This window comes from Streptomyces sp. NBC_01171, from assembly GCF_045039805.1.
In the GTDB taxonomy this organism is placed as follows: domain Bacteria; phylum Actinomycetota; class Actinomycetes; order Streptomycetales; family Streptomycetaceae; genus Streptomyces.
In genome coordinates, this window is the sequence record NZ_CP108609.1 from 6,061,990 (window position 1) to 6,086,960 (window position 24,971).

A 24,971-nucleotide genomic window follows, 5' to 3' on the forward strand; every position below is an offset into this window, starting at 1 on the left:
TCGGTGTGACCCATGCCAGAGCCCCCCGTCCTGGCCGTGCAGGGCCTGAGCAAGTCCTTCGGCGCCGTGCGCGCCCTGCGCAACGTCTCCCTGGAGCTGTACGCCGGCCAGGTCCACGCCCTCGCGGGCGAGAACGGCGCCGGCAAGTCCACCCTGATCAAGACCCTCGCCGGGGTGCACCGGCCCGACATCGGTGTCCTCTCGCTGAACGGCGACCCGGTCGTCCTGCACGGCCCCGCCGACGCCCGCGACGCCGGGGTGGCCGTCATCCACCAGGAGCCGACGCTCTTCCCCGACCTGTCCGTGGCCGAGAACATATACATGGGCCGCCAGCCCCGCCGCTCCCTGCGGCGCGTGGATCACCGGGCCATGAACGCGGCCGCCGGTGCGCTCTTCGCCCGCCTCGCGGTGGACCTCGACCCCGAACGGCCCGCGCGCGGCCTCTCCATCGCCGACCAGCAGCTCGTCGAGACGGCCAAGGCGCTCTCCTTCGACGCCCGCGTCCTCATCATGGACGAGCCGACCGCCGCCCTCACCGGCAGCGAGGTGGCCCGCCTCTTCGGTGTCGTACGCGCCCTGCGCGACCAGGGCTGCGCGATCCTGTTCGTCTCGCACCGGCTGGAGGAGATCTTCGATCTGTGCCAGTACGTCACCACGCTGAGGGACGGCGAGGTGGTCGCCTCCGAGCCGGTCGGGGATCTCACCGAAGACGCTCTGGTCCGCCGCATGGTGGGCCGGGACCTCGGCGAGCTGTACCCCAAGGAACCGGCCGAGCCCGGTGAAGTGGCGCTCAGCGTACGAAGGTTGACCCGCGAGGGAGCCTTCACCGATGTGTCCTTCGAGGTGCGCGGCGGTGAGATCGTCGGCCTCGCCGGTCTGGTCGGCGCCGGGCGCAGCGAGGTCGCGCGTGCCGTCTTCGGCGTCGACAAGTGGGACGCCGGAACGGCCGAGGTCTGCGGCCGGCCGCTCACCAACGGCTCCCCGAGCGCCGCCATGGCCGCCGGGCTGGTCCTGGTACCGGAGGACCGGCGTGCCCAAGGACTGGTGATGGACATGTCCATCGAGCGCAACATCGGCCTGACCGGGCTCCGTTCGACCGTTCGGGCCGGGCTGATGGACCGGGGCGCGGAGCGCAGCCGGGCGCTGGACTGGGCGGTCCGGCTGAAGGTCAAGTACGCCCGGATCGCGGACGCCGTGGGCACCCTGTCCGGCGGCAACCAGCAGAAGGTCGTGCTCGCCAAGTGGCTCGCCACCGGGCCCCGGGTGCTGATCGTGGACGAGCCGACCCGGGGCATCGACATCGGCACCAAGGCCGAGGTGCACCGGCTGCTGTCCGGGCTGGCCGCCGACGGCGTCGCGGTGCTGATGATCTCCTCCGACCTGCCGGAGATCCTCGGCATGGCCGACCGGGTCCTCGTCATGCACGAGGGGCGGCTCACCGCCGAGCTGCCCCGCGCGGACGCGACCGAGGAATCCGTACTGGCGGCAGCCACCGGGAGGGCGCGATGACCGTCACCGGACACACCCCCGCACCCACCGTCGAGCCGGGCACGGCGGCGGAGACCCGGCTGCTGGACCGCGTGTTCAAGCTCCGCGAACTCGCCATTCTGGCCGTCCTGTTGGTGATGATCGCCGTCACCCAGGCGGACAACCGGGAGTTCCTCTCCGAGCAGGGCGTCAAGGACCTGCTGCTCAACGCGACGATCCTGGTGCTCGTCGCCTCCGGTCAGGCGCTGGTGGTCATCACCCGCAATGTCGACCTGTCCGTCGGCTCCGTGCTGGGCCTCACCGCCTTCGCCGCGGGGGACTTCCTGCAGGGAGGCGGAAGTGCCCTGGTGGCGGTGCTGCTCGCGGTCGTCCTCGGCGTGGGGTGCGGTCTGCTGAACGGCGCCCTCGTCAGCCTCGGCCGGGTCCCGGCGCTCGTCGTCACGCTGGGCACGCTGTACATCGTCCGGGGCGCCGACTCCATCTGGGTCGGCTCCCGCCAGATCACCGCCTCCGACCTGCCCGACACCTTCACCGACTTCGGCTCCGGCGGCCTGTCCGCCGTCCCGTACCTCGCCCTGATCGCCCTCGCCGTACTCGTGGTCACCGCCTACTACCTGCGCAACTTCGGTGGCGGCCGCGAGCTGTACGCGCTCGGCTCCAACCCGGAGGCGGCACGGCTCGCCGGCATCCCCGTACGACGGCGCGTCCTCGCCGCCTACGTCGCCTGCGGCGCCCTCACCGGACTCGCCGGCGCGCTCTACCTGGCCCGTTTCGGCAACGTCGACAGCTCCACCGGCAGCGGCTACGAACTCACCGTCGTCAGTGCCGTGGTGGTCGGCGGGGTCGCCTTCACCGGCGGTTCGGGGAGCCTGTACGGCGCGGCGCTCGGCGCCCTGCTGCTCACCACCGTGGGCAGCGTCCTGCCCGCGCTCGGCGTCAGCTCCGTGTGGGTGCTCGCCATCAACGGCGTGCTGCTCGTGCTCGCCATCGCCGTCGACCGGATCGTGGCGCTGCGCGTCGCCCGTGCCCTGAAGAAACGGTCCGCGCCGCACCGGAGGGATCTCCGCCATGACTGACTCACCCCTCGCGCGCGCCGTCCGCTGGGACACGGTCGTCGGCGCCCTGCTGCTCGTCCTGCTCCTGCTGTCCTTCTCCTTCGTGGACGGCTTCGGCAACGCCCTCAACCTGTCGTTCCTGATCGGCAACACCCTGCCGGTCGCGCTGATCGCCCTGCCCATGACGCTCCTCGTGGTCTCCGGGGAGATCGACCTCTCGGTGGCCTCCACCGCCGGGCTGTCCGGCGCGGTGATGGGCGCGCTGTGGAACGCGGGGATGGCGATCGAGACGATCATCCCGCTGTGCCTGCTGCTCGGCGTGGTCTGCGGGCTGGTCAACGGGCTGCTGGTGACCCGGCTCGGGCTGCCGTCCCTGGCCGTCACCATCGGCACCATGGCCGCCTACCGGGGCATCGCGCAGATCGTCCTCGGCTCCGACGCGGTCACTGACTTCCCCGGCCAGTACCTCGACTTCGCGGCGGGCCGCATCGGCGGCACCTTCGTCCCGTACGCCCTGCCGCCCTTCCTGCTGCTGCTCGCCGTCGCCGTCCTCGTCCTGCACGCCACCCCCTTCGGTCGGTCCCTGTACGCCATCGGTGCCAACGAGGAGGCGGCCCGGTTCGCCGGTGTCCGGGTCAGGCGGCACAAGCTGTGGCTGTTCACCGCCACCGGCCTGCTGGCCTCCGCCACCGGGATCTTCTGGGCCCTGCACTACGCCAGCGCCCGCTACGACAACGCCACCGGCCTCGAACTCTCCGTCGTCGCAGCCGTGTTGCTCGGCGGGATCAGCTTCGACGGCGGCCGGGGCACCCTCGGCGGCGCCCTCGCGGGGGTCTTCCTGCTCGGCGCCCTCCAGAACGTGATGAGCCTGCTCAACGTCTCCGCGCAGTCGCAGATCGTCGTCACCGGCGTCCTGCTCGTCGTCTCCGTGCTCGCCCCGCGCCTCGCCCGCCGGATCGCCGCCGCACGGGCCACGCGCGCCGGCACCGCCCTGCCGCACGCCTCCTGAAGGGACCCACCTGCCATGCCCACCCCCGCCCTCCGCCCGGCGTGCGCCGCGCTCGCCGCAGCCGTCTCGCTCGCCCTCACCCTGACCGCCTGCGGCGGCACCACCAAGAAGTCCGTCGCGGACGACGACGCCGGCGCCCGGAACTCCCATGCCAAGGCCGACCCGGACGCCCCCACCAAGAAGGGCCTCACCGTCGCCTTCCTGCCCAAGCAGGTGAACAACCCCTACTTCACCGTCGCCGACAAGGGCGGCGAGCAGGCACTGAAGGAACTCGGCTCCTCCTACAAGGAGGTGGGCCCGAACAACGCCACCGACACCTCCGGCCAGGTCTCCTACGTCAACACCCTCACCCAGCAGCAGGTCGACGGAATCGCCGTGTCCGCCCAGGACCCCGGTGCCCTGTGCACGGCGCTCAAGCAGGCCATGAAGAACGGCATCAAGGTCGTCACCTACGACTCCGACACCAACCCCGGGTGCCGCGACCTCTTCGTGTCCCAGGCGAGCGCCGAGGCCCTCGGCCGCTCCCAGGTCCAGCTCCTCGGCAAGCAGCTCGGGTACAAGGGAGAGATCGCGATCCTCTCCGCCGCGCAGACCGCCACCAACCAGAACACCTGGATCGGCTTCATGAAGGACGAGCTGAAGAAGCCCCGGTACAAGGACATGAAGCTGGTCACCACCGCCTACGGCAACGACGACGCCCAGCAGTCCTTCCAGCAGACCCAGGGCCTCCTCCAGGAACACCCGCGGCTGGCCGGGATCATCTCCCCGACCACCGTCGGCATCAAGGCCGCGGCGCAGTACCTCTCCGGCTCCAAGTACAAGGGCAAGGTCCGTCTCACCGGCCTCGGCACCCCCGACGACATGCGCCGGTACGTCAAGAACGGCACCGTCGACGCCTTCGAACTCTGGGACCCCGCCAAGCTCGGCGCCCTGGCCGCGCACGCCGCCGTCGCCCTCTCCTCCGGGCAGATCACCGGGCAGCGGGGCGAGACCTTCAAGGCGGGGAGCCTCGGCACCTTCACCGTCGGGGACAAGGGCGTCATCGACCTGGGAGCCCCCACCGTCTTCGACCGGGGCAACATCGACCGGTACAGGTTCTGACCCGGCATAGGCTGGGCGCGGGGCGGGGGACGGCGGAACGGAGCAAGGCGCGCATGGCAGGCAGAGTCGGCATCAAGGACGTGGCCCGGCACGCGGGGGTCTCGGTGGGCACCGTCTCCAACGTCATCAACCGCCCCGACTCGGTCACCGAGGAGACCCGGCTGCGCGTCCAGGCGGTGATCGACCGGCTCGGATACGTACGCAGCGAGAGCGCCCGCCAACTCCGGGCCGGGCGCAGCCGGATCATCTCGCTGCTCGTCCTCGACATGGGCAACCCCTTCTTCGTGGACGTGGCCCGCGGTGCCGAACGGGCCGCGCGGGAGGCGGGGATCGGTGTCATGGTCTGCAACAGCGGCCAGAGCCCCGCCGAGGAGGCCGAGTACCTCTCCCTCTTCGCCGAACACCGGGTGCGCGGGGTGCTGTTGACCCCGACCGACGCCACGGGCCGCAACATCGACGCGTTCCGCCGCCACCGCATCCCGTTCGTCCTGGTCGACCGGGTGGCCGAGGGCACCACCGAGTGTTCGGTCTCCGTGGACGACGTGGCGGGCGGCGCCCTCGCCGTGCGCCACCTCGTGGACACCGGGCACCGCTCGATCGCGTACGTCAGCGGGCCACCCCAGCTCAAGCAGGTCAGGGACCGCCGCGAAGGCGCCCATCTCGCCCTCACCCAGGCCGGGTTGGGGCCCGAGGCGTTGCGCGAACTCCCCACCGAGCGCCTGGACGTGGCCGCCGGCCGTGACGCGGGCGCCCGCCTGCTGGGCCTCGCCGAGCGCCCCACGGCGGTGTTCTGCGCCAACGACCTGCTGGCCCTCGGCGTCCTCCAGGCCCTCTACGCGGCGGGCGTCAAGGTCCCGCAGGACATGGCGATCGTCGGCTACGACGACATCGAGTTCGCCGCCGCCTCGGCGGTCCCGCTCACCTCGGTACGCCAGCCCGCCGTCACGATGGGCGCGCTGGCGACCGAACTCCTGCTGGAGGAAACGGAGTCGGAGAACACCGGGGGGCATGCGCACCGCCGGGTCGTGCTCCAACCGGAGCTGGTGGTACGGGGATCGAGCCTCGTGGCCCGCTGAGCGTTCAGCCCAGGTGACGATAGTCCGGCAGCACCAGACCGGTGTGGGCGGCGCGGCCCTCGTCGGCGGTGAGCGAGGCCGCGTCCCGCAGGGCGGCGTTGCGGGCGTCGAGCATTTCCTGGGTGGTGGGGGTCACGAAGGTGCCGCCGGTGGTGGCGAGCGCCTGGTTGCTCTGCACGAAGTCCCGCGTGATCCGCTCGTACGCGGCGAACGCCTCGGAGTGGTCGGCCCGCGCGGCCAGCTCACCGGCGAGCACATAGGCGCCGACCAGGGAGACGCTGGAGCCCTGGCCCGACAGGAACGAGGTGGCGTGGGCCGCGTCGCCCGCGAGCGCCACACGCCCCGACGACCAGGCGGGCATGTGGATCTGGCTCACCACGTCGAAGAACAGGTCGTCGGCCTCCCGCATCGCGGCCACCAGCCGGGGGACGTGCCAGCTCTGCTCCGGGAACCGGGAGGCGACCAGCTCCCGCTGCGCCGCGGGGTTCCGGAAGGCGTCGAAGGGCGGCACCTCCTGGGTGAAGGTGAGGAAGCCGTGCATCCGGTCGCTCGGCTCATGGGCGTACAGGACGGCGGCCCGGCCGGGGGCGTTCCAGATGACGCCCTCGCGCTCCAGACCGAAGTCGTTGGCGAGGGTGAAGCCGGCGAAGGTGTGGCCGAGGTAGCGGTGGTACTTCTCCTCGGGCCCGAAGACCAGGCCGCGGGTGTTGGAGTGCAGCCCGTCGGCGCCTATGACCAGGTCGAACGAGCGGCGGGTGCCGCTGTCAAAGACGACGTCCACCCGGTCCTCGCGGTCGTCCAGGGTGGCGATGGAGTCGTTGAAGAGGAACTCGACCCGGTCGCGGATCGGGGTCTGGAGGGCGTCGGCCAGGTCGCCCCGGCGCACCTCGAGGTCCTGGCCCTCGGTGCCGCCGGTGACGGACTCGGGGCGGATCGCGGCGATCAGGGCGCCCTCGGTGTCCACGAAGGAGAGCCGCTGCGAGTCCACGTGTGCCTCGCGCAGGCGCGGCAGCAGGCCCATGCGGTCGACGACCTCGCGGGCGGTGCCCCGGATGTCGATGGCGTAGCCGCCGCCCCGGACTGCTGGGGCCTTCTCGACCACGGTGACCTCGAAGCCGTAGCGGTCGAGCCAGTAGGCGAGGGCGGGACCGGCGATGCTGGCGCCGGAGACGAGAACGGTGCGGCGCGCGGAGTGGTTCACGGCGGGGTCCTTCCGGGACGGCGAAGATGCGTACCTTAGGTATCCTTTTGGGAGGCATGGGAGACTCCCGAGGTCCTTCCTGCTGGAGCATATAGATACCTAACTCAGGTATGCAAATGGAGTTGATGTGAACGCAGAGTCGCCTTCGGCCGATGTGCTCGCCGTCGTGCCCCGGCTGGCGCAGTTGAGCAACGCCGTCAACCGCGGCCGGCTGACCGAGCGCGCGGCCGAGGCCGCCGGGCTGGCGCTGGACCGCCCGGCGGTCGGGGTGCTGATGACCCTGCACATGGCGGACCGTCCGCTGCGGATCGGCGAGATCGCGGACCGGATGCAGGTCGTGGGCCCGCATGTGACCCGCCAGGTGCAGGGGCTGGAGCGGCGCGGTCTGGTGCACCGGGTGGCCGACCCCCACGACCGCCGCGCCAGCCTCATCGAGCCGACCTCCGAGGGCACCGAGGCGGCCAACCGTTACGCGGCCTCGCTCGTCGGCTGGTTCTCCGAGGCGATCGCGGACTGGTCGGACGAGGAACGGGCGGACCTGGGGCGGCTGTTGGGGCGGCTGGTGGATGACGTGACAGCACACCTGGGGCGGTTGGACGAGGGATGAGGGGGCTTCAGAGGGCGAAGGCCCGGTGATTCACTGCCTCGTCGACGATCTACTCCGCGCATGCGCCCGGTGAGTGGAAGACCAGGTCGCTCACCCGGGGGTGGGGCGTGTTCGCCTTCAGGAGCCGCAGGTAGTGATCACTGTCGGGGTCGGCCGCAAGGAGTCTGCGCACGATCTCGACCAGCTCGTCCCGGGTGACGTCCGCGACCACCGGCCGGGCGGGCCCGGCGGCCTCCCGCGCGAAATCCCGTCGCACGCCCTCCCCGGTGTAGTCGTAGGCGCCGTCATGGAAGAACTCGAGTGCCTCCTCGGCGGTACGCGGGGCGGGCGCGAAGCCGCCCTCGTCGCTCACCCCCGTGGAGTCGCTGGCGCAGTAGCCGTAGTCGGCCCCGCCTGCCAGGTTGTCTCCGCAGGCACCCCTTGGACCACACCACCAGGAGGAACCAGTGTCATACCCGCAGCCGCTCACCCCCGAGGAGAAACTGGCCGACGCCAAGAAGCTGTTGAGCCTCCCGCGTATCGTCGTGATCTGCGGCTCCACCCGCTTCATGACCGAGATGACCGAGGCCGATCTGCGGGAGACGAAAGCCGGAAAGATTGTCGTGAAGCCGGGTTGCGACATGAAGTCGCCGCACGAACTCTGGTCCGATCCTGGCGAGGCCGAGGCGCTGAAGGTCCGACTGGACGATCTGCACCGGGCGAAGATCCGGCTCGCTGATGAGGTGCTCGTGGTCGGCGACTACATCGGAGACAGCACCCGCGCCGAAATCGCCTACGCCCGGTCGCTGGGCAAGCCCGTGCGGTTCACGCACCCGGAAGTCGACCGCGAGGCCTGACCGCCCACAATTGATCATCCGGGGCGGGCGAGGGCTTTTCGTGCGGCCGGACGGTGGGCGGTGCCGAAGCGCCGGCCTCACCTGGCGCTGGACACCTCAGGGGGCTGATGAGCAAGAGTGTCCGCGAGTCTTGACCGTCCCTGAGCCTGTTGGTTGGCTGGCCGACATGATCGATCTCGGACCTGTTGCCTGGCCACCCGCACCGATCAGGACCGAGCGGCTCGTGCTGCGTGAGCCCGAGGCCCGGGACCGTGCGACGTTCATCGAGCTGTACGCCTCGCCGGAGGTGCATACCTATCTCGGCGGCCCCCGACCGCGTGACGAGCTTGAGCGGGAGATGCCCGAGGTGCCCGGGCTGCGGTCCGGGAGTTTCGTCGTTGACCTCGACGGGGCGATGATCGGTCAGGTTCTGCTCAGGAGGGCGACTGAGCACCGTAGTCCCGCTGCCGTGGGGAAGGTCGATCTCGGCTACTTGTTCCTGCCACGGGCATGGGGATTCGGGTACGCCGCCGAGGCGTGCGCGGCGGCACTCGACTGGCTCGACGGTGTCCTGCCCGGGGAGGCCGTGGTGCTCGCTACCCAGACCGCCAACGCCGGCTCCATGCGACTCGCGGCGAAGCTGGGGTTCATCGAAGTAGAGCGGTTCCGGGCGTGGGACGCCGATCAGTGGCTCGGCCGGCGGGCCCCGCTCGCTGACTGAGCCCATGTTCGACAGCGGCGACGACGGCGGCCAACTTGCGACGCCCCTCGCCCAGATGGCGGCGACCGACACCGGCTGATCCTCGTTACCCCTGGCAGACGGAAGGAGACCCCCATGCCCACACCCGAGCCCACCACCGACCTCGACCCCCGCTACAGCTCCGCCCTCCACCCCCGCCCCGGCGCCGAGAACGCCACCCCCACCCCCTGGCCCGAGGCCCAACGCCACATCGAGGACGCCGAGATCTTCTGGGTCTCCACCGTCCGCCCCGACGGCAGGCTGCACGTCACCCCCGTCATCGCCGCCTGGCACGACGGGGTGCTGTACTTTTCCACCGGGCCGGAGGAACAGAAGGCGAAGAACCTCGCGCAGAACGCGCACTGCGCCCTGACCACCGGCCGGAACTCCCTCACCGAGGGGCTGGACCTGATCGTCGAGGGAATGGCCGAACCGGTCACCGATCCGGCGAAGGTGGAGGAGGTGATCGCCGCCTACGAGGCGAAGTACGGGGCGCACATCACCTCGCCCGAGGGCACCTTCCGCGGGATCGGGGACGCGTTCCGCACCGGGCGGGCCGTGGTGTTCGCCGTGGAGCCGGACACGGCGTACGGGTTCGGGCGGGAGGGCGGCCTCTTCACCCACACGCGGTGGGCGTTCTGAGCGTCAGGAGAGGCGGTCGAGCCACTCCCGGAGGAGTTGCTGCTCCGCCCCGCTGAGGATGGTCTGCTCGGGCAGGGCGGCGCGGAGGGCGCGGGCCGCTCCTGCCGGGCCGGTGTCCCGTACCGCCGGCTCCGGGTCGGTCACGGCGTCGGTCATGGCGTCCCGGAGGGTACTCAGCAGGGCGGGGTCCCGGGCCTCCTCGGGGAGGGACAGCCAGGTGAGGGCGGCACCCCGCGCCGTGGCGTGGATGACCAGCACCGCGAGGTCCTCGTCCACGCGGAGCCAGCCGCCGAGGGCGAGGCGGTGCACCCGCTCCTTCAGCATCCGCATCCCGGTCCGGAAGGCCGCCGAGGTGGCCCGGCTGGGCTCGCTGTACATCAGGGCGTAGAGCGCGGGGTTGTCCACGGCGAACTCCACCGCCAGGTCCCACCCCGCGCGCAGGCCCTCGATCGGGTCCTCCGGCTCCGGCGCCCCGTGCTTGGTGGCCAGGAACGCGTGGAAGCCGTGCTCGGCCACCGCGTCCAGCAGGCCCTCCTTGTCGCCGAAGAGCCGGTAGATCGCCGGTGGCTGCAACCCCGCCGCGGCCGCGACGGCCCGCGTCGTCACCGCCTCCCGCCCCTCCCGCTCCAGCAGGCCGATCGCCGCCTCGATGACCCGTTGCCGCGTCTTCTCCCGGCCTGCGGCCTCGCCGGTCGCTGTTCCCTCAGGGGCGCCACTCTGCATGTTCCAACGGTACCGGGCGAACGATAACCCAGGAAATATCGGTGTTACCGTTGAAGTGGTTCCAGTGGAAACATCCAGAGGAGGACACCGTGATCATCGTTACCGGCGCCACCGGCCAACTCGGCCGCCAGACCGTCGAGCGCCTACTCCACCGCGTCCCCGCCGACCGCGTCGGCGTCAGCGTCCGCGACCCGCAGAAGGCCGAGGCCCTCGCCTCGCGGGGCGTCCGGGTGCGTGAGGGCAGCTTCACCGACCCCGGCAGCCTCGCCCACGCCTTCGAGGGCGCCACCCAGGTGCTGATCGTCTCCGTCGACAAGTTCGGTGACGAAGCCGTGCGGCAGCACCGGACCGCGATCGAGGCGGCCGTGAAGGCGGGTGCCCGGCGTGTCCTGTACACCAGCCACATGGCCGCGAGCCCCGACTCGCACTTCCAGGCCTGCCGCGACCACGCCGCCACCGAGGGCCTCCTGCGGAACTGCGGCGTGCCGTACACCTCGCTGCGCAACGGCTTCTACGCCGCCAGCGCCCTCCAGTTCCTCGGCCCCGCCCTCGACTCCGGACAGGTCGCGCTCCCCGAGGACGGCCCGGTGAGCTGGACCGCCCACGCCGACCTCGCCGAGGCCGCCGCCGCGATCCTGGCCGACGAGGGCCGTTACGACGGGCCCACCCCGCCCCTCACCGCCACCCGGTCGCTCACCTTCGAGGACCTCGCCGCCCTCGCCACCGATGTCACCGGGCGCCCCTTCACCCGCACCACGCTGCCGGACGACGCGTTCCGGCGGCACCTGGCGGAGGCAGGGGTCCCCGCCGACCGGGTGGAGGGCCTGATGGGTGTCTTCACCGCCGCCCGCGCCGGCGAGTTCGCCGCCGAGGACCCGGCCCTCACCACCCTGATCGGCCGTGAGCCCGTGGGGCTGGAGGCGGTGCTACGCGATCAACTGGCCTGACGCGGGCAGCACATGGTCGCCGACCCGGTCCGTGCTCAGGCACAGCGAGCAGACCACGGCGTGGTGGGTCGCGCACGCCGCCACGTCCGGCCGCTCGTACGCCTGGTGGCAGACGTGGCAGTCGTACACCGTGCCGCAGGGGTTCCCGTCCGCGTCCAGGAGCGGCTCCGGGATGCCGTCGTCCGTGCGCCGCAGGTAGTACCGGCCCCTGGTCACCACGGCCATCAGCGGGGTGAGGGCGAAGGCGATGACGGCGGCGGCGACGGGAGAGTACGGCTGGAGGGTGTCGCCGAAGGCGTGGAAGTACATCGCGATGGACAGCCCGGACGCGGCGACGAAGGACACCACGCCCACGGGGTTGACCGCGTGCAGCATGCCCCGGCGGAACTCCGGTGCGTGCGGGGAGAGTTTCAGCAGGTACTTGTTGACGCCGATGTCGGTGGCGACGGTGACGACCCACGCGATCGCGCAGTTGGAGTAGAAGCCCAGGATGCCGTTGAGGAAGCTGAACATGTCGGCCTCCATCAGGGCGAGCGCGAAACCCAGGTTGACCAGCACGAACATCATGCGGCCGGGGTAGCGCCCGGTGAGCCGGGTGAAGGAGTTGGTCCACGCGAGCGAGCCGGAGTAGGCGTTCGTCACGTTGATCTTGATCTGGCTGATCACCACCAGCACCACGGCCAGCGGCACCACGAGCCAGGACGGCAGCATCGCGTCGAAGGCGCCCTTGAACTGCTGGATGGGCTCGGGTGCGACCGACGGGCCGACCGAGGCGAGGATGTAGACGGCGAGGAACACACCGATCGCCTGCTTCAGCGCGCCGAGCACCACCCAGCCGGGCCCGGCCATCACCACGGCCGTCCACCAACGGCGCTTGTTCGCCTCGGTCTTGGGCGGCATGAAGCGCAAGTAGTCGATCTGCTCGCCGATCTGCGCGATGAGCGAGAGGCAGACGCCCGCGCCGAGGAGCACGGAGGCGGTGTCCACGCCGCCGTCGCCGTCGGTGCCCGCGTAGGAGAGGAAGCGGTCGACCGTGCCCGGATCGGTGACGACTAGGTACACCAGAGGCCCCACCATCAGCACCAGCCACACCGGCGTCGTCCACACCTGGAGCTTGCTCAGCGCCTTCATGCCGTAGACCACCAGCGGGATCACCATCAGCGTGGACACCAAGTAGCCCAGCCACAGGGGGAGTCCGAGGCCGAGCCGGAGGCCCTGGGCCATGATCGAGCCCTCGAGCGCGAAGAAGATGAAGGTGAAGCTGGCGAAGATGACGCTGGTGAGGACCGAGCCGTAGTAGCCGAAGCCCGAGCCGCGGGTGATCAGGTCCAGGTCGATGTTGTAGCGGGCGCCGTAGTAGGCGAGCGGGAAGCCGGTGACGAAGACGACCACGGCGGCCACCGCGATGGCGACCAGCGCGTTGCCGGTGCCGTGGGCCAGGCCGATGCCGGCGCCGATCGAGAAGTCGGCCATGTACGCGATGCCGCCGAGCGCCGTGGTAGCCACGACCATCGGGGTCCAGCGGCGGTAACTGCGGGGCGCGTAGCGGAGGGTGTAGTCCTCCAGCGTCTCCTTGGTCGCCTGGCTCGTGGTCGGTTTCGCCGACCCTTCTGCCGTCGGTCGTGACTCTGTCGCGCTCATGCCACGCCTCTCTCCGTACGGGTACCGGGGGGAGACCCCCGTCCGGCGTCGCTGCCGGACGGAGGCCGGCGGGCCAGGCTACGAATCGCTTGTTTCCCTGAAGTCCCGCCCCCGGTGAACGGCCCGTTACGCGACGCCGGTCAGCTCGGCGACCAGCTCGCGTCCCGGCCCGTGTCCCCGAGCAGCCGCTCGAACCGCGTCGCCCCGGCCGGGACCGGCACCGCCTCGGCGTACACCCCCGCGTTACGGCCCATCGGCGCGATCTTCTCCAGCTCCGGGGCCACCTCCTCGACGGTCGCCTCGTCCGGGGTGTACTCCTGGCCGGTGGCCCGCGCCAGGTCCCAGCCGTGCACCAGCAGGTCGCCCAGCACCATGTACGCCAGCGTGCGCTGCGGCAGACCCATCGCGGGGGAGATGCCCTCCTCCGAGCCGGGCGCCCCCCACGCCCCGGCGAGCCGCGCCCCCTCCTCGCGGAACCGGCTCCGCCAGTCGCCCTCGTCGAGATACTCGCCGACCGAGGCCAGGTCCGCGCGCTCCCCGACGGCCAGCTTCTGGAAGTTGGTGACCACGTGGAAGAGATGGTTCAGCAGGGCGCGCACGTCGTACGCGGAACAGGGCGTGGGATCGCCGAGCTGCTCGTCGGTGATGCCGTCCACCACGGGAGCCGTGGCCCGGACGGCGTTGTCGATCAGGGAAGAGACTGAGTTCGCCATCGCTCCACCCTAGGGATGCGCGCGGGGCGGCGTACGCAGAAACCGCCGGGCGTGCACTCAGGCGAGGGGGCACCGGAAGGGCACCGCATCTCCACAGGGGCCGCCCGCTGGCCGGACGCGCGGCGGGCATCCGTACAGAGCCGTCTGCCGGGGAGGAGCCCCCACCGTGGCCATCGTCGCAATTCTGCTGCTGCCGGTCGTGACCATGCTGCTGTACGGGATGGACCGTACCGAGGACTGGCTGGCGCGGGCGCCGCAACCGCCCCGCCACGCCCGAGGCCGCCATCTGCGCCTGATCCACGGCGGCCGGGGGCAGACGTTCGCCCCGGCCGGCCAGGGCGAAGCCGAGACCGAAGCCGCCTGAGTCCTACGAGATCAGCCGCGCGGGCTGCTGATCCGCTCCGGCTCGATGACGTAGATCACGCGCACCTGGTCCCGCCCGCCGAACCATGGGTAGGGGCCGCCCAGGTACTTCTGCGCGAGTGCCTCGATGTGATCGACCGCACCCTCGGTGGTCACCCGCACCACCCGGCCGCGGATCTGCGTGTACGACGACGGGTCGGCGGGGTCGGAGACCGCGACGGCCACCCGCGGGTCACGCGCGATGTTCCGGGTCTTCTGGTGGGACCGCACGCTGTTGATCAGGACGTGCTCACCATCGGTGTCCACCCAGGTCTGGGTGAGCTGGGGCGAGCCGTCGGGCATCGTCGTGGCGATGTAGCAGGTGCTGGCGCGGCGCAGCAGCGCGAGCAGATCGTCACCGAGGGGTACGGGCACGGGGAGATCTCCGGTAGGACGGGGGGCGATCGGGTGAAGAAACGCAGGTGTGTCTGAAGAGGCTCAGGGTAACCGGGCCGGTGTAGGACCCATGTGATAGCTGGTCAGAGGGAGAACCCGAGATGCTGATGGCCCACCCCGCCGTGCTCCAGAACCTGATCGAGCAGTACGACGCGCTGCGCATCCTGCACGCCCAGGAGGGCAGCGCCGAAGTGCGGCAGCGGATGGACGACATCGCCTACACCCTGTGCGTCGCCACCGGTACCCGAGACATCGACGCGGCACTGATCGCCGCCCGCCACCGGCTGCCCGGCGCGCGCCCCCAGGACGACTCCCTCCTGCCCGCCTGACCCCCCCCGCGCACATCGAAGTCGGCCGGTCAAGAGGGCGATTTGCGCTGGGTGTGGTGAATATGTGCGGAAATCTGTCAGGCATTGCACGTGGCCGGTGGATGCGAGACCGTTGTCATCGGTAAACGTTCTCGATCTGCAGAGAGGTGGTGGAGCGCACGCTCGCGCTCCCGACTGTGATTTCTTCTCCGGGTACACCCGAAAGTCCGCACGCCGGTGGCACCGGCGTGGCCACGGCGTGGGACAACGCCCCCTGCCCCGTACTGGTGATCAGCGCCGACGGGACGCTGGTGGAGACGAACGAGGCGGCACGCCGCCTGATACCGCTTGTGGCAGGGGACTCCGTCACGGCGGCGGCCATGCCGGCCTGGCTGGCCGCCGCCGACCGCGCGCTGCGTTCGGCGGGGACCCCGGTGGACGCCGTCTCGGGCGAGGTGGCCGGCCGCAGCTTCGAGGCGTACCCCTCCGCCTGCGACGACGGCACCGTGGTGTGGTGGCTGCTGGAGGACACCGACCGCCGCCTCGCCGAGCAGGCGCTGCGCGGCGAACGGGAACGCGCCGCCCTGCTCGCCGAGGTCTCCAGCGCCCTGCTGTCCTCGCTGAACGTCGAGCGGTGCATGACGGTGACCGCGCGGATGGCCGCGGGCCACCTCGCGGACGCGGCGATCATCGTCGCCCCCGCCCAGGGCCGCCGCCACCCGCTGACCTACGCGCAGGCGGGCGGCGAGGTCACCCAGACCATGCTCCCGGTCGACCCGCGCTCGGTCGCCGGACTCGCGGAGGCCCTCCAGGGCTTCCCGCCGGTCCCCGCCCGCTGGATCGACCCGGCCGAGCTGCCCGACTGGGCCGTCCCCGAGGGCTTCGACGGCCCGATCGGCTCGGTCATAGTCACCCCGCTGCCAGGCCACGGTGTGCCCGCCGGCGTACTGATCCTGCTGCGCTCCAGCACGCATCAGGCGTTCACGGACGGTGAGGAGGTCTTCGCGCGTCTGTTCGCGGCGCGGGCCGGTGTCGCGCTCTCGGCCGCACGCCTGTACGCCGAACAGCGTTCGATCACCACGACCCTGATGCGTGAACTGCTGCCGCCGCGCCTGGAGCGCGTCCACGGCGTCGAATACGCGGGTGCCTACCGGGCGGCGCGGGACCACGAGCGGGTGGGCGGCGACTTCTACGACGTCCATCCCGGCGCGGACGCGGACAAGGAGACCTTCGTCGTCCTCGGCGACGTGGCCGGCAAGGGGCTGGAGGCCGCCGTCCTGACCGGCAAGATCCGTAGCGTCCTGCACGCGCTGCTGCCGCTGTCCGGTGACCACCAGCAGGTGCTCTCCCTGCTCAACGGCGCGCTGCTCGATTCCCACCACACCCGGTTCGCCACCTTGGTACTGGCGTCCGTCACCCGCCGCTCGGGCCACGTCCGGCTCCGGCTGACCAGCGCCGGTCATCTGCCGCCGCTGATCATCAGAAGCGACGGCCGGGTGGAGGAGGCCCCCACCCAGGGGCAGCTCGTCGGCGCGATGCCCGAGGTCACCGCACGCAGCGCCCATGTGTCGCTGGCGCCCGGGGAGACCTGCCTGCTCTACACGGACGGGATCACCGAAGCCTCCGGCGGCCCGCTGGGTGACCAGTTCTTCGGTGAGGAGCGGCTGCGGGCGGCCCTCGGCCCGTGTGCCCGGATGCCCGCGGAAGCGGTGGTGGAGCGGGTGCAGATGCTCGCGGCGCAGTGGCTGGGCGGTGGCCGGCACGACGACATGGCCAGCCTCGCCATCACCAACCCGGCGGGCGGCCACGGCGCCCTGCACGCCGTCAAAGGCCGTTACAGCACCGCGGTCCGGCACAAGGCGGTCCGTCGATGACCACCGGTACCGGCGCGGCGGTGAAGGAGCGCGCGGAACTGTCGGAGCGGGTGTGGGAGGCCGTGATCGCGGGGGACGAGTCGGCCGCCGTTCGCGAGGTCTTCGCGGCGGCGGACGCGGGAGCGGGCCGGGAGAGCCTCCTGCTGGAGGTGCTCGGCGGGGTGCAGCGCCGGGTCGGTACGGAGTGGGCCGCCGACCGGATCAGCGTCGCCGAGGAGCACGCGGCCACCGCGATCATCGACCGGGTCGTCGCCGCCCTCGCCCACCGGGTCCCGGCACCGGCCTCCGCGCCGGCCCGACCCCGGGTCACGGTCGCCTGCGTGGACGGTGAATGGCATGTGCTGCCCGCCCGGCTGCTCGCCGAGGTGCTCACCGGGCGCGGCTGGCAGGTGGACTTCCTCGGCGCCCACACCACCACCCCCCATCTGATCGCGCACCTGCACGCGACCAACCCGGCGGCCACGCTGCTCTCGGCCTCGCTGCCCCTGCACCTGCCGAGCGCGCACATCGCGGTGACGGCCGTGCAGTCCGTCGGTATCCCCGTCATGGTCGGCGGCGCGGCCTTCGGCCAGGACGGCCGCTACGCCCGCCTGATCGGCGCCGACGCCTGGGCCCCCGACGCCCGCGCCGCCGCCGCGCTGCTGGCCGACGGCCTGGTCCGCCCCGAGCCGACGACGCGGCAGCAGATCGACGACCTGCCCCACCTCGCGGACCAGGAATACACCCTGATCAAGGGCAACCGGTCCGCCCTCGTCCGGCAGTCCGTCGCGGCCCTGGACGAGCACTGGCCCGTCATGCGCGCGTACACCGAGGCGCAGCGCGAGCGCACCGCCGAGGACCTCGCGCACATCGTGGACTTCCTGGCCACCGCGCTCTACGTGGACGACGCGGAGCTGTTCACCGGCTTCGTCACATGGACCGCGGAGATCCTCCAGGCCCGCCGCGTGCCCCCGCACAGCCTGCGGACAGGGCTGGACATCCTGGCGGGAGAGCTGCGCGACTTCCCCCGCGCCCTCGGCTTCCTGAAGGCGGCCGCCGAGGCCCTCCCCGCGCCGTCCGCCCCCCGACCCCGCCCCGGCCCAGGAAAGACCGCATGACCCTCCACCAGCCCGTCGGCTTCTCCGTCACCGTCGAGGCCGTCGACCCGCACACGATACGTCTGACGCTCCAGGGCGTCCTCGACTTCGAGTCCGGGGACGAATTCCTCGACGTGGTCGGCACCACGCTGGACGCGCACGCCGCGGAGCACGGCCCGGCCCTGCGCGAGCTGGACATGAACTGCGCGGGCCTGCGCCTGCTCGACTCCAGCGGGCTGGCAGCCCTGCTCACGCTGCGACGCCGGACCCATCCGGCGGGCGTCACCCTGAACCTGCGGCACCGGCCGGTGCAGTTGATCCGGATGCTGGCGCTCACCGGCACCGCCGAGTACCTCACCGCCCGCGCGGACGGCACCGCCGGGACCGTCGCGCCGGGCGGGGAACTCACCGGCGAGGCCGAGTCCACCTCGTCCTGAGCCTCAGCGCTCCGAGGCCGGCCGCTCCGCGTGGTGACCGGTGGGCAGCTTCCACCAGGCGGTGATGGTCTTGCCCCGAGCGGTGGGCGCGACGGCGGTGTGGTCGCTGAGCTTCTCCACCAGTCCGAGCCCCAGGCCCCCTCGGCCGTCCAGGGGCGGGTCCGGGCGCGGGGTCGGCAGCTCGGGGCTGTCGTCGGTGATCTCCAGGATGAGCTGCCCCTCCTCCAGTCTGAGGACGAGCGACCACGTGCCGTCCGGGGTGTGCCGGACGGCATTGGTGACCAGCTCGCTCACGACGATCTGCACCGCCTCCGCGTCCGCGCCGGGACAGTGCGCATCCAGGTACGCCGCCGCGAGCCGACGGGCGTCGGCCGGTGACGATGCCTGGGAGTGTGCGGTGAACATGAGCCCCTTTCGCGCGGGCGTGCTTTCCCTGCGCGTGCCCGCGTCCGGACGGTGCACGCCGGTAAGCGGGACGGAGCCGCTCATGGCCGCGCCTGACGCGGCAGCGAGGACAGGGCGGCACGCACCGACTCCAGGTCGGGGTGCGAAGGCAGCAGACGGTCCGCTCCGGTGAGTTCGAGCAGGCGCCGTACGGTCCCGTCACCGCCGAAGATGCCGACGCTCCGGCGCCGCGCCGTACGCAGCAGATGGTTGAGCAGCGACGAGTCGCAGAAGCCGACTTCCCGCAGGTCGAACACGAGCGGCCCGGTCCAGCGGACCAGGGCGTCCTCGGTGGCGTCCTCCACCGTGTCCAGTTCCTCGGGGTCGAGGTGGCCGCGCAGGCCGATGACCCACAGTTCTCCGTCGGCTCGCGAGTACGCCACCGGCGGGGGGATCACTTCCTCAAACGTCTGACCGCGGTTCACCATGGGTCCATGGTGCCGTACGGGGTCCACCGCGTCACAGTCCAGGGGGTTTTCGGCCGGGACACATCACGCTGGGAGGTCGTGCGCGTGCTCTATGCAACCCGCGTAGACGCGCGCATCATGGGAGCGCTCCATCGCTCCAACCCATCCCAGGTTTGTCATGTACCTGCAATAAGGGAGGACTGCACGATGGCTTGCGGATCGACCAGCCTCTGGGCCGGTGAGACCAGTTGGTTCTGCTGCGGCAACTCATGGGGGCCCTGCGGCAGCGCCGGTGGCGGCGCCTGCGGCAACTGCCAGTCCAGCGCGCACCACGGCGCCTGGCCCAACGCCTCGGCGGCGTGTTTCAACATCACTCGCCCCGACCTCTGCGGCGAGAACATCCCCCGGCGCGGCTGCGGTTCGGTGATGAACGTCCGGCACCAGTGCTCCGGCGCCACGGTGTGCATCACCATCACCGACTGCGGCCCCCGCACCAAGGACTGGTGCGGCGAGGCGACCTGCTGCAACGGCGCCTGCCGCACCAACCGCGTGCTCGACCTGACCCCGGCCGCCTTCTCGGCGATCGGCAACCTCAGCTCCGGCAAGCTCCCCGTCTACATCTACGAGTGAGGAGGCCCGACATGAACGCACGGAACACCACGGGAGTGCCGTCCGAGGGGATGCGCCGCCGCCGCTTCCTCACCACCGCCGCCCTCGGCGGCGCGACCATCGTCGGGGCGAGCGCGCTCGGCGGACTCGACGCCGACGCGGCCTTCGCCGCCGAGCCCTCCCTCGACCCGGCCATCGCCAAGTCCTCCTTCGTGGAGGGGAGAATCACCGGCATCACCGGCAGCGTGCTGGAGGTGGCCGGCTCCAGCGGCGGCCACGCGCGGGTGCAGATGACCAACGTCACCAGCGTGTGGAAGGTGCGTCCCACCACCGCCGAAGTCATCGAGGTCGGCGACGGACTCTACGCGCGCGGAGTCCCCATGCCCGACGGCACGGTGGCCGCCGACGCGGTCTGGGTGAACATCGTCAACCTCGACACCACGATCCGGGGCATCGCCAGGAACCGGGTCCACCTCGCCCACGGGCAGCACGAGGTCGTCGGCAACATCCTCACCGACACCGGCGCCTCCTACGCCGGACGCGGACTGACCTCCGACCTGTCCCGGCTGCGCATCGGGCAGAGCGCCCAAGTGCTGGGCGCCTGGCGGCCGTCCGACGACTCCGTGGACGTCGTCCGTATCTCCGTCGGGCACTGAACCGGACGTTGGGAGAGGCGTAGATGCTGTCACTGACCACGGGACTCCTCCCGCTCCTCCTCGCCGGGCTGCTCGCCTGGACCGGCGCGGTCAAAGCCCTCGGCCCGGACGTCGTCCGTACGGCGCCGAAGACCGCGCTGGCCCGCCTGCTGAGCAGCAGCGAGCGGGCCGTCCTGGTCCTGCGTGCCACGGGGTGGGTCGAACTGCTCCTGGCCGGCGCCCTGTTGGCGGCACCTGGCAGCGCGCTGCCAGGGTCGGCCACCGCGGTCCTCGGGGCCGGATTCCTCGGTTATCTCGGCTATGGCCGGGTGCGGGCCCCTCAGGCGTCCTGCGGCTGCTCCGCGAGCGAGGACACGCCGGTCACCTGGCGCGCCTTCGCCCGCGCCGCGCTCGTCCTGGCGGGCGGGCTCACGGCGGCCGGGGCGCGCCGCACCTGGTGGGGCGCGCTCGGGGACCGGCCGGTGGCCTCGGCCGTCCTGCTGGCCGGGGGCGCGCTGGTCCTGTTCGCCCTCTCGGCGGACCTGGACCGCTGGTGGCTGCTGCCGCTGCGCCGCACCCGGCTGCGCGTGTTCGGTCACCCGCTGACCGGCGGGGGCGGGGCGCAGCAGGTCCCGGTGGCCGCCAGCGTCGAACTGCTGGAGAACTCACTGGCCTGGCACACCACGTCACCCGTGGTGCGCTCGGCGCTGCTGGACCACTGGGAGAGCGACGGCTGGCGCATCCTGCACTACTCCGGCGTCCACGGCGAGGGAGAGGCGGCCCGCCCGGTGGCGGTCCTGTTCGCCCTGGACGCCACCGCCGGCCGCGACACGCCCGGCGACCCGGTGATCCGCGTCAGTTACGTCGACGCGGACACGGGGGTGCCGGTGGCCGCCGAGGAACTGCGCGCGGCCCCGGCCCGCCGCTCGCTGCGCCTCGTCGAGTGAGGCAGCGGCCCGGTGCGGCCGCCGTGCGGGTACGGCGGTCACACCGGGCCGGCGCGTGAAACGGGGGGCCGTCAGCGGCCGTGCCAGTCCAGGCACACCACCAGCGCGTCGTCGTCCGGCGACGGGGTGCCCCGATGCTCGGCCAGCTCGCGCAGCACCGCTCCGGGCACCTCCGAGGCCGGGAGCAGCCTGGTGGCCTGGATGGCCCGCGTCAGCGCCGTGTCCCCGTACGGCTCACCCTTGGGCGAGGCGACCGCGTACACGCCGTCGCTGACGAAGACCAGCCGGTCGCCGGGCTCCACCTGGAGCTCCTGCGCGACGTAGTCGGTCTCCTCGAACATGCCGAGCGGCAACTGCGCCTCGAAGCCGATGCGCTCCACGGCGCCGTCGCGCAGCCGGAGCAACTGCGGACACCCGGCGTCCACCACCCGGGTGCGGCCGGTGGCGAGGTCGAAGTCCAGCATCAGCACCGACAGATAGCGGTGCCCCCGGTACTGGGCGTACACCGCCTGGTCGGCCAGGGCCGCCTGGTCGGCGAGCGGGATGCCGGCCCGGCGGGCGTTGCGCAGCGCGTTGACCGCGAGGTTGGTGAGCAGCGCGGCCTCTATGCCCTCGCCCATGCCGTTGGAGACGTACAGGGTGAGCCGGTCGTCGGTGGACGACCAGTCGTAGTTGTCGCCGTGCATGGCGTACGCCGGTTCGAGCTGGGCGCCGAGGTCGAACTCGGGCAGGGAGCAGGAGTGGCCGGGCAGGAGCTGCCACTGCATCTCGGCGGCCAGGGTGAGCCGGTCCTGCCGCCGGGCCTGGAGGTACAGGTCGGTCTCGCGGTCGGCGACCAGCACCTCGTGCCCCAGCACCTGGGCGATCTCCGCCAGCTCGGGCAGCGCCGCGCGGGTGTCCTCGGTGTCGGGCAGGGTCACCGTGAGCACGCCCAGCCGGTCCCCGTGCACGGTGACCGGCAACTGGACCCGCATCCGGTGGTCGGCCAGGCTCTCCAGGAAGGGTTCCTGCGCGCCGAAGGCACGGCCCGCGGGGCCGTTGCGCAGGGAGACCGGGGGCAGCGCGTGCGGCGGCGTGGTCACCGGCTGGAGCATGGTGAGGCCGTAATCGGCCACGAGGAACTCCACGGCCTCGGCGGCGTAGAGCCCGGCCAGCTCCCGGCGGACGGTGTCGGCCAGGGCGTAGGGAGGTGCCGTGCGCAACGCCCGCTCGACAGCCATGAATCTGTTCACGATCGTAGGTATGCCAATCTCTCACCCGTAAGAACGCTGCGACCGCCCCGCGATGGGCCGAGTGGTGGACGCCGCGTGCCGTCTTCTTCGATATTCCGGACCGTCTTGCCTGCTAGTAGGCTGTGGGTCGTCCCCGTACCTGCGAGAGTGTGACTGTGACGAACTTCCACCCCCGCCCAGAGCCCGTCGAAGTCGCGCGTGTGACCTCTACGGCCGCGGAACTGCTGGAAGTCCTGTGGGGTCGGGCCTCCACGGCTCCCGCCTCGGCGTCCCAGCTGCGCGTACTGCTCATTCTGGAGCACCAGGAGGGCATCAACCTGCGGACTCTCGCGGACCATCTTGCCTCCACCCCGCCCTCGACCAGCCGCCTGTGCGACCGGCTCCAGGCGGCGGGATTTCTCGAGCGCGAGCTGAGCCGCACGGACCGGCGCGAGGTGCGCCTGTACCTCAGCAGCCGGGGCCGCGCCTTCCTGACGGACCTGCGCGCCCGGCGCGAGGAGACGCTGCGCTCGGTGCTGGAGCGGATGTCGTCCGGAGACCGCAGCGCCCTGCTCACCGGGCTGGAGGCGTTCTGCGCGGTCGCGTCGGAACAGATACACGGGTACGACCAGTCCTCCGGCACCCGAACCGCCTGAGCGAGCCGAGCCGGCGCCGCCAGGGCTGCCGTGGATCGTGACCGGCGACCGGTGACCGGCGAACGGCGCGGCCTCCGCCGACCGGGACATCCCAGATCCTTCCCCTCCTGCTGTGACACCGGATACTTTCTTGGTTCATGGTCATAGTTGTCAAACGGCAAGTGTTTCACCCGATGGCCATGAGATCGACGCCACATGGATACACCCCCACCTGCGCGGCCCGCCGCTTCCAGCACCGATCGAGGAGTGGCCGCGATGACCGACCGGCACTGGCTGTTCGGAGACCAGCTCGGCCCCCACTTCCTCACCTCCGGCCCGGACGGACCCGCCCATGACGCCCCCGTGGTGCTGATCGAGGCGCGTTCGGTCTTCCGCCGCCGCCGCTTCCACCGGGCCAAGGCCCACCTGATGCTCTCCGCGATGCGCCACCGGGCCGCCGAACTCGGTGACCGCGCCCGGTACGTCCGCGCCGAGACCTACCGCCAGGGCCTCCGCGAGGCGGCGGGCACCGGCCGCGTCACCGTCCATCACCCCACCTCGCGCGCCGCCCTCGGCCTGGTCCGCTCACTGGAGCAGGTGCGCGTGCTGCCCGCCCGGGGCTTCCTGTTCCCGCAGGGCACCTTCCGTGCCTGGGCCGACGGACGCGGCGGACACCGGCTGCGCCAGGAGGACTTCTACCACTGGGTACGCCGTGAGCTGGACCTCCTCATGGACGGCGGCGAACCGGCCGGCGGCCGCTGGAACCACGACCACGACAACCGCGAACCCCCGCCCAAGGGGGCCCGCACCCTCGGCGCGCCCAAGCCCTACCGGCCCCGCGAGGACGAGATCGACGACGAGGTCCGCGCCGACCTCGACCGCTGGGAGCGCGAGGAGGGCATCACCTTCGTCGGCCGGGACGGTCCGCGCCGATTCCCCGCCTCCCGCCGGGAGGCGCTGGCCGCGCTGCGCCGGTTCACCGGGCACCGACTCGCCGGGTTCGGCCCGCACGAGGACGCCATGCTCGCCGCCGACCCGGTGATGAGCCACAGCCTCCTCTCCTCCTCCCTCAACCTCGGCCTGCTCGACCCGGCCGAGGTCGTCACCGCCGCCGAGGACGCCTGGCGTGCCGGCGACGCGCCCATCTCCAGCGCCGAGGGGTTCGTCCGGCAGGTCGCGGGCTGGCGGGAGTACGTGTGGCAGCTCTACTGGTACTTCGGCGAGGACTACCGCAACCACAACGCCCTGCGCGCCCACGCCCCGCTGCCCGACTGGTTCCTCGAACTCGACGCCGACGCGGTCACCGCCCGCTGTCTGTCGACCGCCCTGGCCCAGGTGCGCGACACCGGCTGGACCCACCACATCCCGCGCCTGATGCTGCTCGGCAGTCACGCGCTCCAGCAGGGCTGGGAGCCGCGCGCGGTCACCGACTGGTTCCACCGCTGCTTCGTCGACGGCTACGACTGGGTGATGCTGCCCAACGTCGTCGGCATGTCCCAGTACGCCGACGGCGGCCGGATGACCACCAAGCCCTACACCTCCGGTGGGGCCTATATCCACCGCATGAGCGACTTCTGTGGTGGCTGCGCCTACAAACCCGGTGACCGGACCGGGGAGCGGGCCTGTCCGTACACCACCGGCTACTGGGCCTTCGTGCACCGCCACCGCGACCTGCTCGCCGCGAACAACCGGACGTCGCGGGCCGTACAGGGCCTGGACCGCCTCAGTGACGTGGAGGAGGTCCTGCGCACCGCGCACGACCGGGGCGACGCGCCGCCCTGACCGGACACGGGAAACGCCGCGCGCCGCCGCCCACGAGGGGCAGCGGCGCGC

General features: G+C 71.8%; 28 protein-coding genes and 1 pseudogene. 20 read left to right on the forward strand and 9 right to left on the reverse strand.

The annotated features are described in order from the left end of the window. Positions 1-12 precede the first annotated feature (12 nt). Genes OG448_RS28005 through OG448_RS28025 form a run of 5 tightly spaced genes read left to right on the forward strand, consistent with a single transcriptional unit; the run spans position 13 to position 5,729 of the window. Positions 13-1,509, forward strand: a complete 1,497-nt coding sequence (locus tag OG448_RS28005) for a sugar ABC transporter ATP-binding protein (protein ID WP_405557892.1) — start codon at positions 13-15, stop codon at positions 1,507-1,509. Then, complete coding sequence (locus OG448_RS28010) at positions 1,506-2,564, forward strand: ABC transporter permease (protein ID WP_405557893.1); 1,059 nt, start codon at positions 1,506-1,508, stop codon at positions 2,562-2,564. The genes OG448_RS28005 and OG448_RS28010 overlap by 4 nt, the downstream gene beginning before the upstream one ends. After that, complete coding sequence (locus OG448_RS28015; protein WP_405557895.1) at positions 2,557-3,552, forward strand: ABC transporter permease; 996 nt, start codon at positions 2,557-2,559, stop codon at positions 3,550-3,552. Before OG448_RS28010 ends, OG448_RS28015 begins: the two co-directional genes overlap by 8 nt. Positions 3,553-3,567: 15 nt before the next feature. Beyond that, positions 3,568-4,653, forward strand: coding sequence for a rhamnose ABC transporter substrate-binding protein (rhaS, locus tag OG448_RS28020; protein ID WP_405557897.1), 1,086 nt, complete (start codon positions 3,568-3,570; stop codon positions 4,651-4,653). A 53-nt stretch (positions 4,654-4,706) separates the two neighbouring features. Further along, positions 4,707-5,729, forward strand: a complete 1,023-nt coding sequence (locus OG448_RS28025) for a LacI family DNA-binding transcriptional regulator (RefSeq protein WP_405557899.1) — start codon at positions 4,707-4,709, stop codon at positions 5,727-5,729. Positions 5,730-5,733: 4 nt separating this feature from the next. Here OG448_RS28025 and OG448_RS28030 read toward each other — a convergent pair whose 3' ends face one another. Then, entirely contained in the window at positions 5,734-6,930 is a 1,197-nt protein-coding gene (locus OG448_RS28030; protein WP_405557900.1) for an FAD-dependent monooxygenase, read from the reverse strand. 127 nt (positions 6,931-7,057) lie between these two features. On the opposite strand from OG448_RS28030, the gene OG448_RS28035 reads away from it, so the two are divergent. Further along, positions 7,058-7,537: a MarR family winged helix-turn-helix transcriptional regulator gene (locus OG448_RS28035; RefSeq protein ID WP_405557902.1), complete on the forward strand. Its 480-nt coding sequence runs from the start codon at positions 7,058-7,060 to the stop codon at positions 7,535-7,537. A gap of 229 nt (positions 7,538-7,766) precedes the next feature. Here the strand turns inward: OG448_RS28035 and eno are convergent. Further along, positions 7,767-7,907 (reverse strand): annotated as a pseudogene (eno, locus tag OG448_RS28040) (phosphopyruvate hydratase); the annotation flags it as partial. A gap of 76 nt (positions 7,908-7,983) precedes the next feature. Here eno and OG448_RS28045 point away from each other — a divergent pair. From OG448_RS28045 to OG448_RS28055, 3 genes are all read left to right on the forward strand, one after another. Further along, positions 7,984-8,373 (forward strand): hypothetical protein, encoded by a 390-nt coding sequence (locus OG448_RS28045; protein ID WP_405557903.1) that lies wholly within the window; start codon positions 7,984-7,986, stop codon positions 8,371-8,373. Positions 8,374-8,539: 166 nt separating this feature from the next. Beyond that, positions 8,540-9,073: a GNAT family N-acetyltransferase gene (locus OG448_RS28050; RefSeq protein ID WP_405557905.1), complete on the forward strand. Its 534-nt coding sequence runs from the start codon at positions 8,540-8,542 to the stop codon at positions 9,071-9,073. Positions 9,074-9,187: 114 nt separating this feature from the next. After that, a complete protein-coding gene (locus OG448_RS28055) occupies positions 9,188-9,733 on the forward strand; it encodes a pyridoxamine 5'-phosphate oxidase family protein (protein WP_405557906.1) in 546 nt (181 codons plus the stop codon). A 3-nt stretch (positions 9,734-9,736) separates the two neighbouring features. Here the strand turns inward: OG448_RS28055 and OG448_RS28060 are convergent, their stop codons facing one another. Continuing rightward, the gene (locus OG448_RS28060; protein WP_405557908.1) at positions 9,737-10,456 is read right to left on the reverse strand and encodes a TetR/AcrR family transcriptional regulator; all 720 of its coding nucleotides are present in this window, start codon (positions 10,454-10,456) and stop codon (positions 9,737-9,739) included. Positions 10,457-10,545: 89 nt separating this feature from the next. On the opposite strand from OG448_RS28060, the gene OG448_RS28065 reads away from it, so the two are divergent. After that, positions 10,546-11,403, forward strand: coding sequence for an NAD(P)H-binding protein (locus OG448_RS28065; RefSeq protein WP_405557910.1), 858 nt, complete (start codon positions 10,546-10,548; stop codon positions 11,401-11,403). On the opposite strand, the gene OG448_RS28070 is transcribed toward OG448_RS28065, so the two are convergent. Both OG448_RS28070 and OG448_RS28075 read right to left on the reverse strand, forming a co-directional pair. Then, positions 11,383-13,044, reverse strand: a complete 1,662-nt coding sequence (locus tag OG448_RS28070; RefSeq protein ID WP_405557912.1) for a purine-cytosine permease family protein — start codon at positions 13,042-13,044, stop codon at positions 11,383-11,385. The genes OG448_RS28065 and OG448_RS28070 overlap by 21 nt on opposite strands. A gap of 140 nt (positions 13,045-13,184) precedes the next feature. After that, positions 13,185-13,757 carry a TIGR03086 family metal-binding protein gene (locus OG448_RS28075; protein WP_405557914.1) on the reverse strand — a complete coding sequence of 191 codons (573 nt, stop codon included), beginning with the start codon at positions 13,755-13,757 and terminating at the stop codon, positions 13,185-13,187. A gap of 166 nt (positions 13,758-13,923) precedes the next feature. Here OG448_RS28075 and OG448_RS28080 point away from each other — a divergent pair, with 166 nt between their 5' ends. After that, entirely contained in the window at positions 13,924-14,121 is a 198-nt protein-coding gene (locus OG448_RS28080) for a hypothetical protein (RefSeq protein ID WP_405557915.1), read from the forward strand. An 11-nt stretch (positions 14,122-14,132) separates the two neighbouring features. Here the strand turns inward: OG448_RS28080 and OG448_RS28085 are convergent, their stop codons facing one another. Next, complete coding sequence (locus tag OG448_RS28085) at positions 14,133-14,534, reverse strand: PPOX class F420-dependent oxidoreductase (protein WP_405557917.1); 402 nt, start codon at positions 14,532-14,534, stop codon at positions 14,133-14,135. Positions 14,535-14,656: 122 nt separating this feature from the next. Here OG448_RS28085 and OG448_RS28090 point away from each other — a divergent pair, with 122 nt between their 5' ends. The 4 genes from OG448_RS28090 (at position 14,657) to OG448_RS28105 (ending at position 18,250) form a co-directional block, all read left to right on the forward strand. After that, a complete protein-coding gene (locus tag OG448_RS28090) occupies positions 14,657-14,884 on the forward strand; it encodes a DUF5133 domain-containing protein (protein ID WP_030803872.1) in 228 nt (75 codons plus the stop codon). A 227-nt stretch (positions 14,885-15,111) separates the two neighbouring features. Then, complete coding sequence (locus OG448_RS28095) at positions 15,112-16,737, forward strand: PP2C family protein-serine/threonine phosphatase (protein WP_405557919.1); 1,626 nt, start codon at positions 15,112-15,114, stop codon at positions 16,735-16,737. Continuing rightward, positions 16,734-17,834 (forward strand): B12-binding domain-containing protein, encoded by a 1,101-nt coding sequence (locus OG448_RS28100; protein ID WP_405557921.1) that lies wholly within the window; start codon positions 16,734-16,736, stop codon positions 17,832-17,834. Before OG448_RS28095 ends, OG448_RS28100 begins: the two co-directional genes overlap by 4 nt. After that, positions 17,831-18,250, forward strand: a complete 420-nt coding sequence (locus tag OG448_RS28105; RefSeq protein WP_405557923.1) for an STAS domain-containing protein — start codon at positions 17,831-17,833, stop codon at positions 18,248-18,250. Before OG448_RS28100 ends, OG448_RS28105 begins: the two co-directional genes overlap by 4 nt. A gap of 3 nt (positions 18,251-18,253) precedes the next feature. Here the strand turns inward: OG448_RS28105 and OG448_RS28110 are convergent, their stop codons facing one another. Then, positions 18,254-18,655, reverse strand: a complete 402-nt coding sequence (locus OG448_RS28110; RefSeq protein ID WP_051720121.1) for an ATP-binding protein — start codon at positions 18,653-18,655, stop codon at positions 18,254-18,256. 80 nt (positions 18,656-18,735) lie between these two features. Beyond that, positions 18,736-19,077 (reverse strand): STAS domain-containing protein, encoded by a 342-nt coding sequence (locus OG448_RS28115; RefSeq protein ID WP_405557924.1) that lies wholly within the window; start codon positions 19,075-19,077, stop codon positions 18,736-18,738. 231 nt (positions 19,078-19,308) lie between these two features. Here OG448_RS28115 and OG448_RS28120 point away from each other — a divergent pair, with 231 nt between their 5' ends. The 3 genes from OG448_RS28120 to OG448_RS28130 are packed head-to-tail and all read left to right on the forward strand — an operon-like array spanning position 19,309 to position 21,292. Beyond that, positions 19,309-19,731, forward strand: a complete 423-nt coding sequence (locus tag OG448_RS28120; protein WP_217464128.1) for a septal ring lytic transglycosylase RlpA family protein — start codon at positions 19,309-19,311, stop codon at positions 19,729-19,731. An 11-nt stretch (positions 19,732-19,742) separates the two neighbouring features. Next, a complete protein-coding gene (locus tag OG448_RS28125; protein WP_405557926.1) occupies positions 19,743-20,366 on the forward strand; it encodes a cell wall protein in 624 nt (207 codons plus the stop codon). Positions 20,367-20,389: 23 nt separating this feature from the next. After that, positions 20,390-21,292: a MauE/DoxX family redox-associated membrane protein gene (locus tag OG448_RS28130; RefSeq protein ID WP_405557928.1), complete on the forward strand. Its 903-nt coding sequence runs from the start codon at positions 20,390-20,392 to the stop codon at positions 21,290-21,292. Positions 21,293-21,363: 71 nt separating this feature from the next. On the opposite strand, the gene OG448_RS28135 is transcribed toward OG448_RS28130, so the two are convergent. Beyond that, on the reverse strand, positions 21,364-22,512 hold the full coding sequence (locus OG448_RS28135) for a PP2C family protein-serine/threonine phosphatase (protein ID WP_405557930.1): 1,149 nt from the start codon (positions 22,510-22,512) through the stop codon (positions 21,364-21,366). A 161-nt stretch (positions 22,513-22,673) separates the two neighbouring features. Between OG448_RS28135 and OG448_RS28140 the strand changes: the two genes are divergently transcribed. Together OG448_RS28140 and OG448_RS28145 are read left to right on the forward strand one after the other, a co-directional pair. Continuing rightward, positions 22,674-23,159, forward strand: a complete 486-nt coding sequence (locus tag OG448_RS28140) for a MarR family winged helix-turn-helix transcriptional regulator (protein ID WP_405557932.1) — start codon at positions 22,674-22,676, stop codon at positions 23,157-23,159. A gap of 255 nt (positions 23,160-23,414) precedes the next feature. After that, positions 23,415-24,920 (forward strand): cryptochrome/photolyase family protein, encoded by a 1,506-nt coding sequence (locus OG448_RS28145; protein ID WP_405557933.1) that lies wholly within the window; start codon positions 23,415-23,417, stop codon positions 24,918-24,920. Positions 24,921-24,971 lie beyond the last annotated feature (51 nt).

Excerpts from the sequence above, each read along its gene's own strand:
- OG448_RS28105 (WP_405557923.1), top strand. The coding sequence starts at position 17,831 with ATGACCCTCCACCAGCCCGTCGGCTTCTCCGTCACCGTCGAGGCCGTC.
- OG448_RS28015 (WP_405557895.1), top strand. The coding sequence starts at position 2,557 with ATGACTGACTCACCCCTCGCGCGCGCCGTCCGCTGGGACACGGTCGTC.
- OG448_RS28010 (WP_405557893.1), top strand. The coding sequence starts at position 1,506 with ATGACCGTCACCGGACACACCCCCGCACCCACCGTCGAGCCGGGCACG.
- OG448_RS28135 (WP_405557930.1), bottom strand. The coding sequence starts at position 22,512 with ATGGCTGTCGAGCGGGCGTTGCGCACGGCACCTCCCTACGCCCTGGCC.
- OG448_RS28050 (WP_405557905.1), top strand. The coding sequence starts at position 8,540 with ATGATCGATCTCGGACCTGTTGCCTGGCCACCCGCACCGATCAGGACC.
- OG448_RS28110 (WP_051720121.1), bottom strand. The coding sequence starts at position 18,655 with ATGTTCACCGCACACTCCCAGGCATCGTCACCGGCCGACGCCCGTCGG.
- OG448_RS28130 (WP_405557928.1), top strand. The coding sequence starts at position 20,390 with ATGCTGTCACTGACCACGGGACTCCTCCCGCTCCTCCTCGCCGGGCTG.
- OG448_RS28090 (WP_030803872.1), top strand. The coding sequence starts at position 14,657 with ATGCTGATGGCCCACCCCGCCGTGCTCCAGAACCTGATCGAGCAGTAC.
- OG448_RS28025 (WP_405557899.1), top strand. The coding sequence starts at position 4,707 with ATGGCAGGCAGAGTCGGCATCAAGGACGTGGCCCGGCACGCGGGGGTC.
- OG448_RS28070 (WP_405557912.1), bottom strand. The coding sequence starts at position 13,044 with ATGAGCGCGACAGAGTCACGACCGACGGCAGAAGGGTCGGCGAAACCG.
- OG448_RS28060 (WP_405557908.1), bottom strand. The coding sequence starts at position 10,456 with ATGCAGAGTGGCGCCCCTGAGGGAACAGCGACCGGCGAGGCCGCAGGC.
- OG448_RS28100 (WP_405557921.1), top strand. The coding sequence starts at position 16,734 with ATGACCACCGGTACCGGCGCGGCGGTGAAGGAGCGCGCGGAACTGTCG.
- OG448_RS28125 (WP_405557926.1), top strand. The coding sequence starts at position 19,743 with ATGAACGCACGGAACACCACGGGAGTGCCGTCCGAGGGGATGCGCCGC.
- OG448_RS28120 (WP_217464128.1), top strand. The coding sequence starts at position 19,309 with ATGGCTTGCGGATCGACCAGCCTCTGGGCCGGTGAGACCAGTTGGTTC.
- OG448_RS28005 (WP_405557892.1), top strand. The coding sequence starts at position 13 with ATGCCAGAGCCCCCCGTCCTGGCCGTGCAGGGCCTGAGCAAGTCCTTC.
- rhaS (WP_405557897.1), top strand. The coding sequence starts at position 3,568 with ATGCCCACCCCCGCCCTCCGCCCGGCGTGCGCCGCGCTCGCCGCAGCC.
- OG448_RS28055 (WP_405557906.1), top strand. The coding sequence starts at position 9,188 with ATGCCCACACCCGAGCCCACCACCGACCTCGACCCCCGCTACAGCTCC.
- OG448_RS28145 (WP_405557933.1), top strand. The coding sequence starts at position 23,415 with ATGACCGACCGGCACTGGCTGTTCGGAGACCAGCTCGGCCCCCACTTC.
- OG448_RS28075 (WP_405557914.1), bottom strand. The coding sequence starts at position 13,757 with ATGGCGAACTCAGTCTCTTCCCTGATCGACAACGCCGTCCGGGCCACG.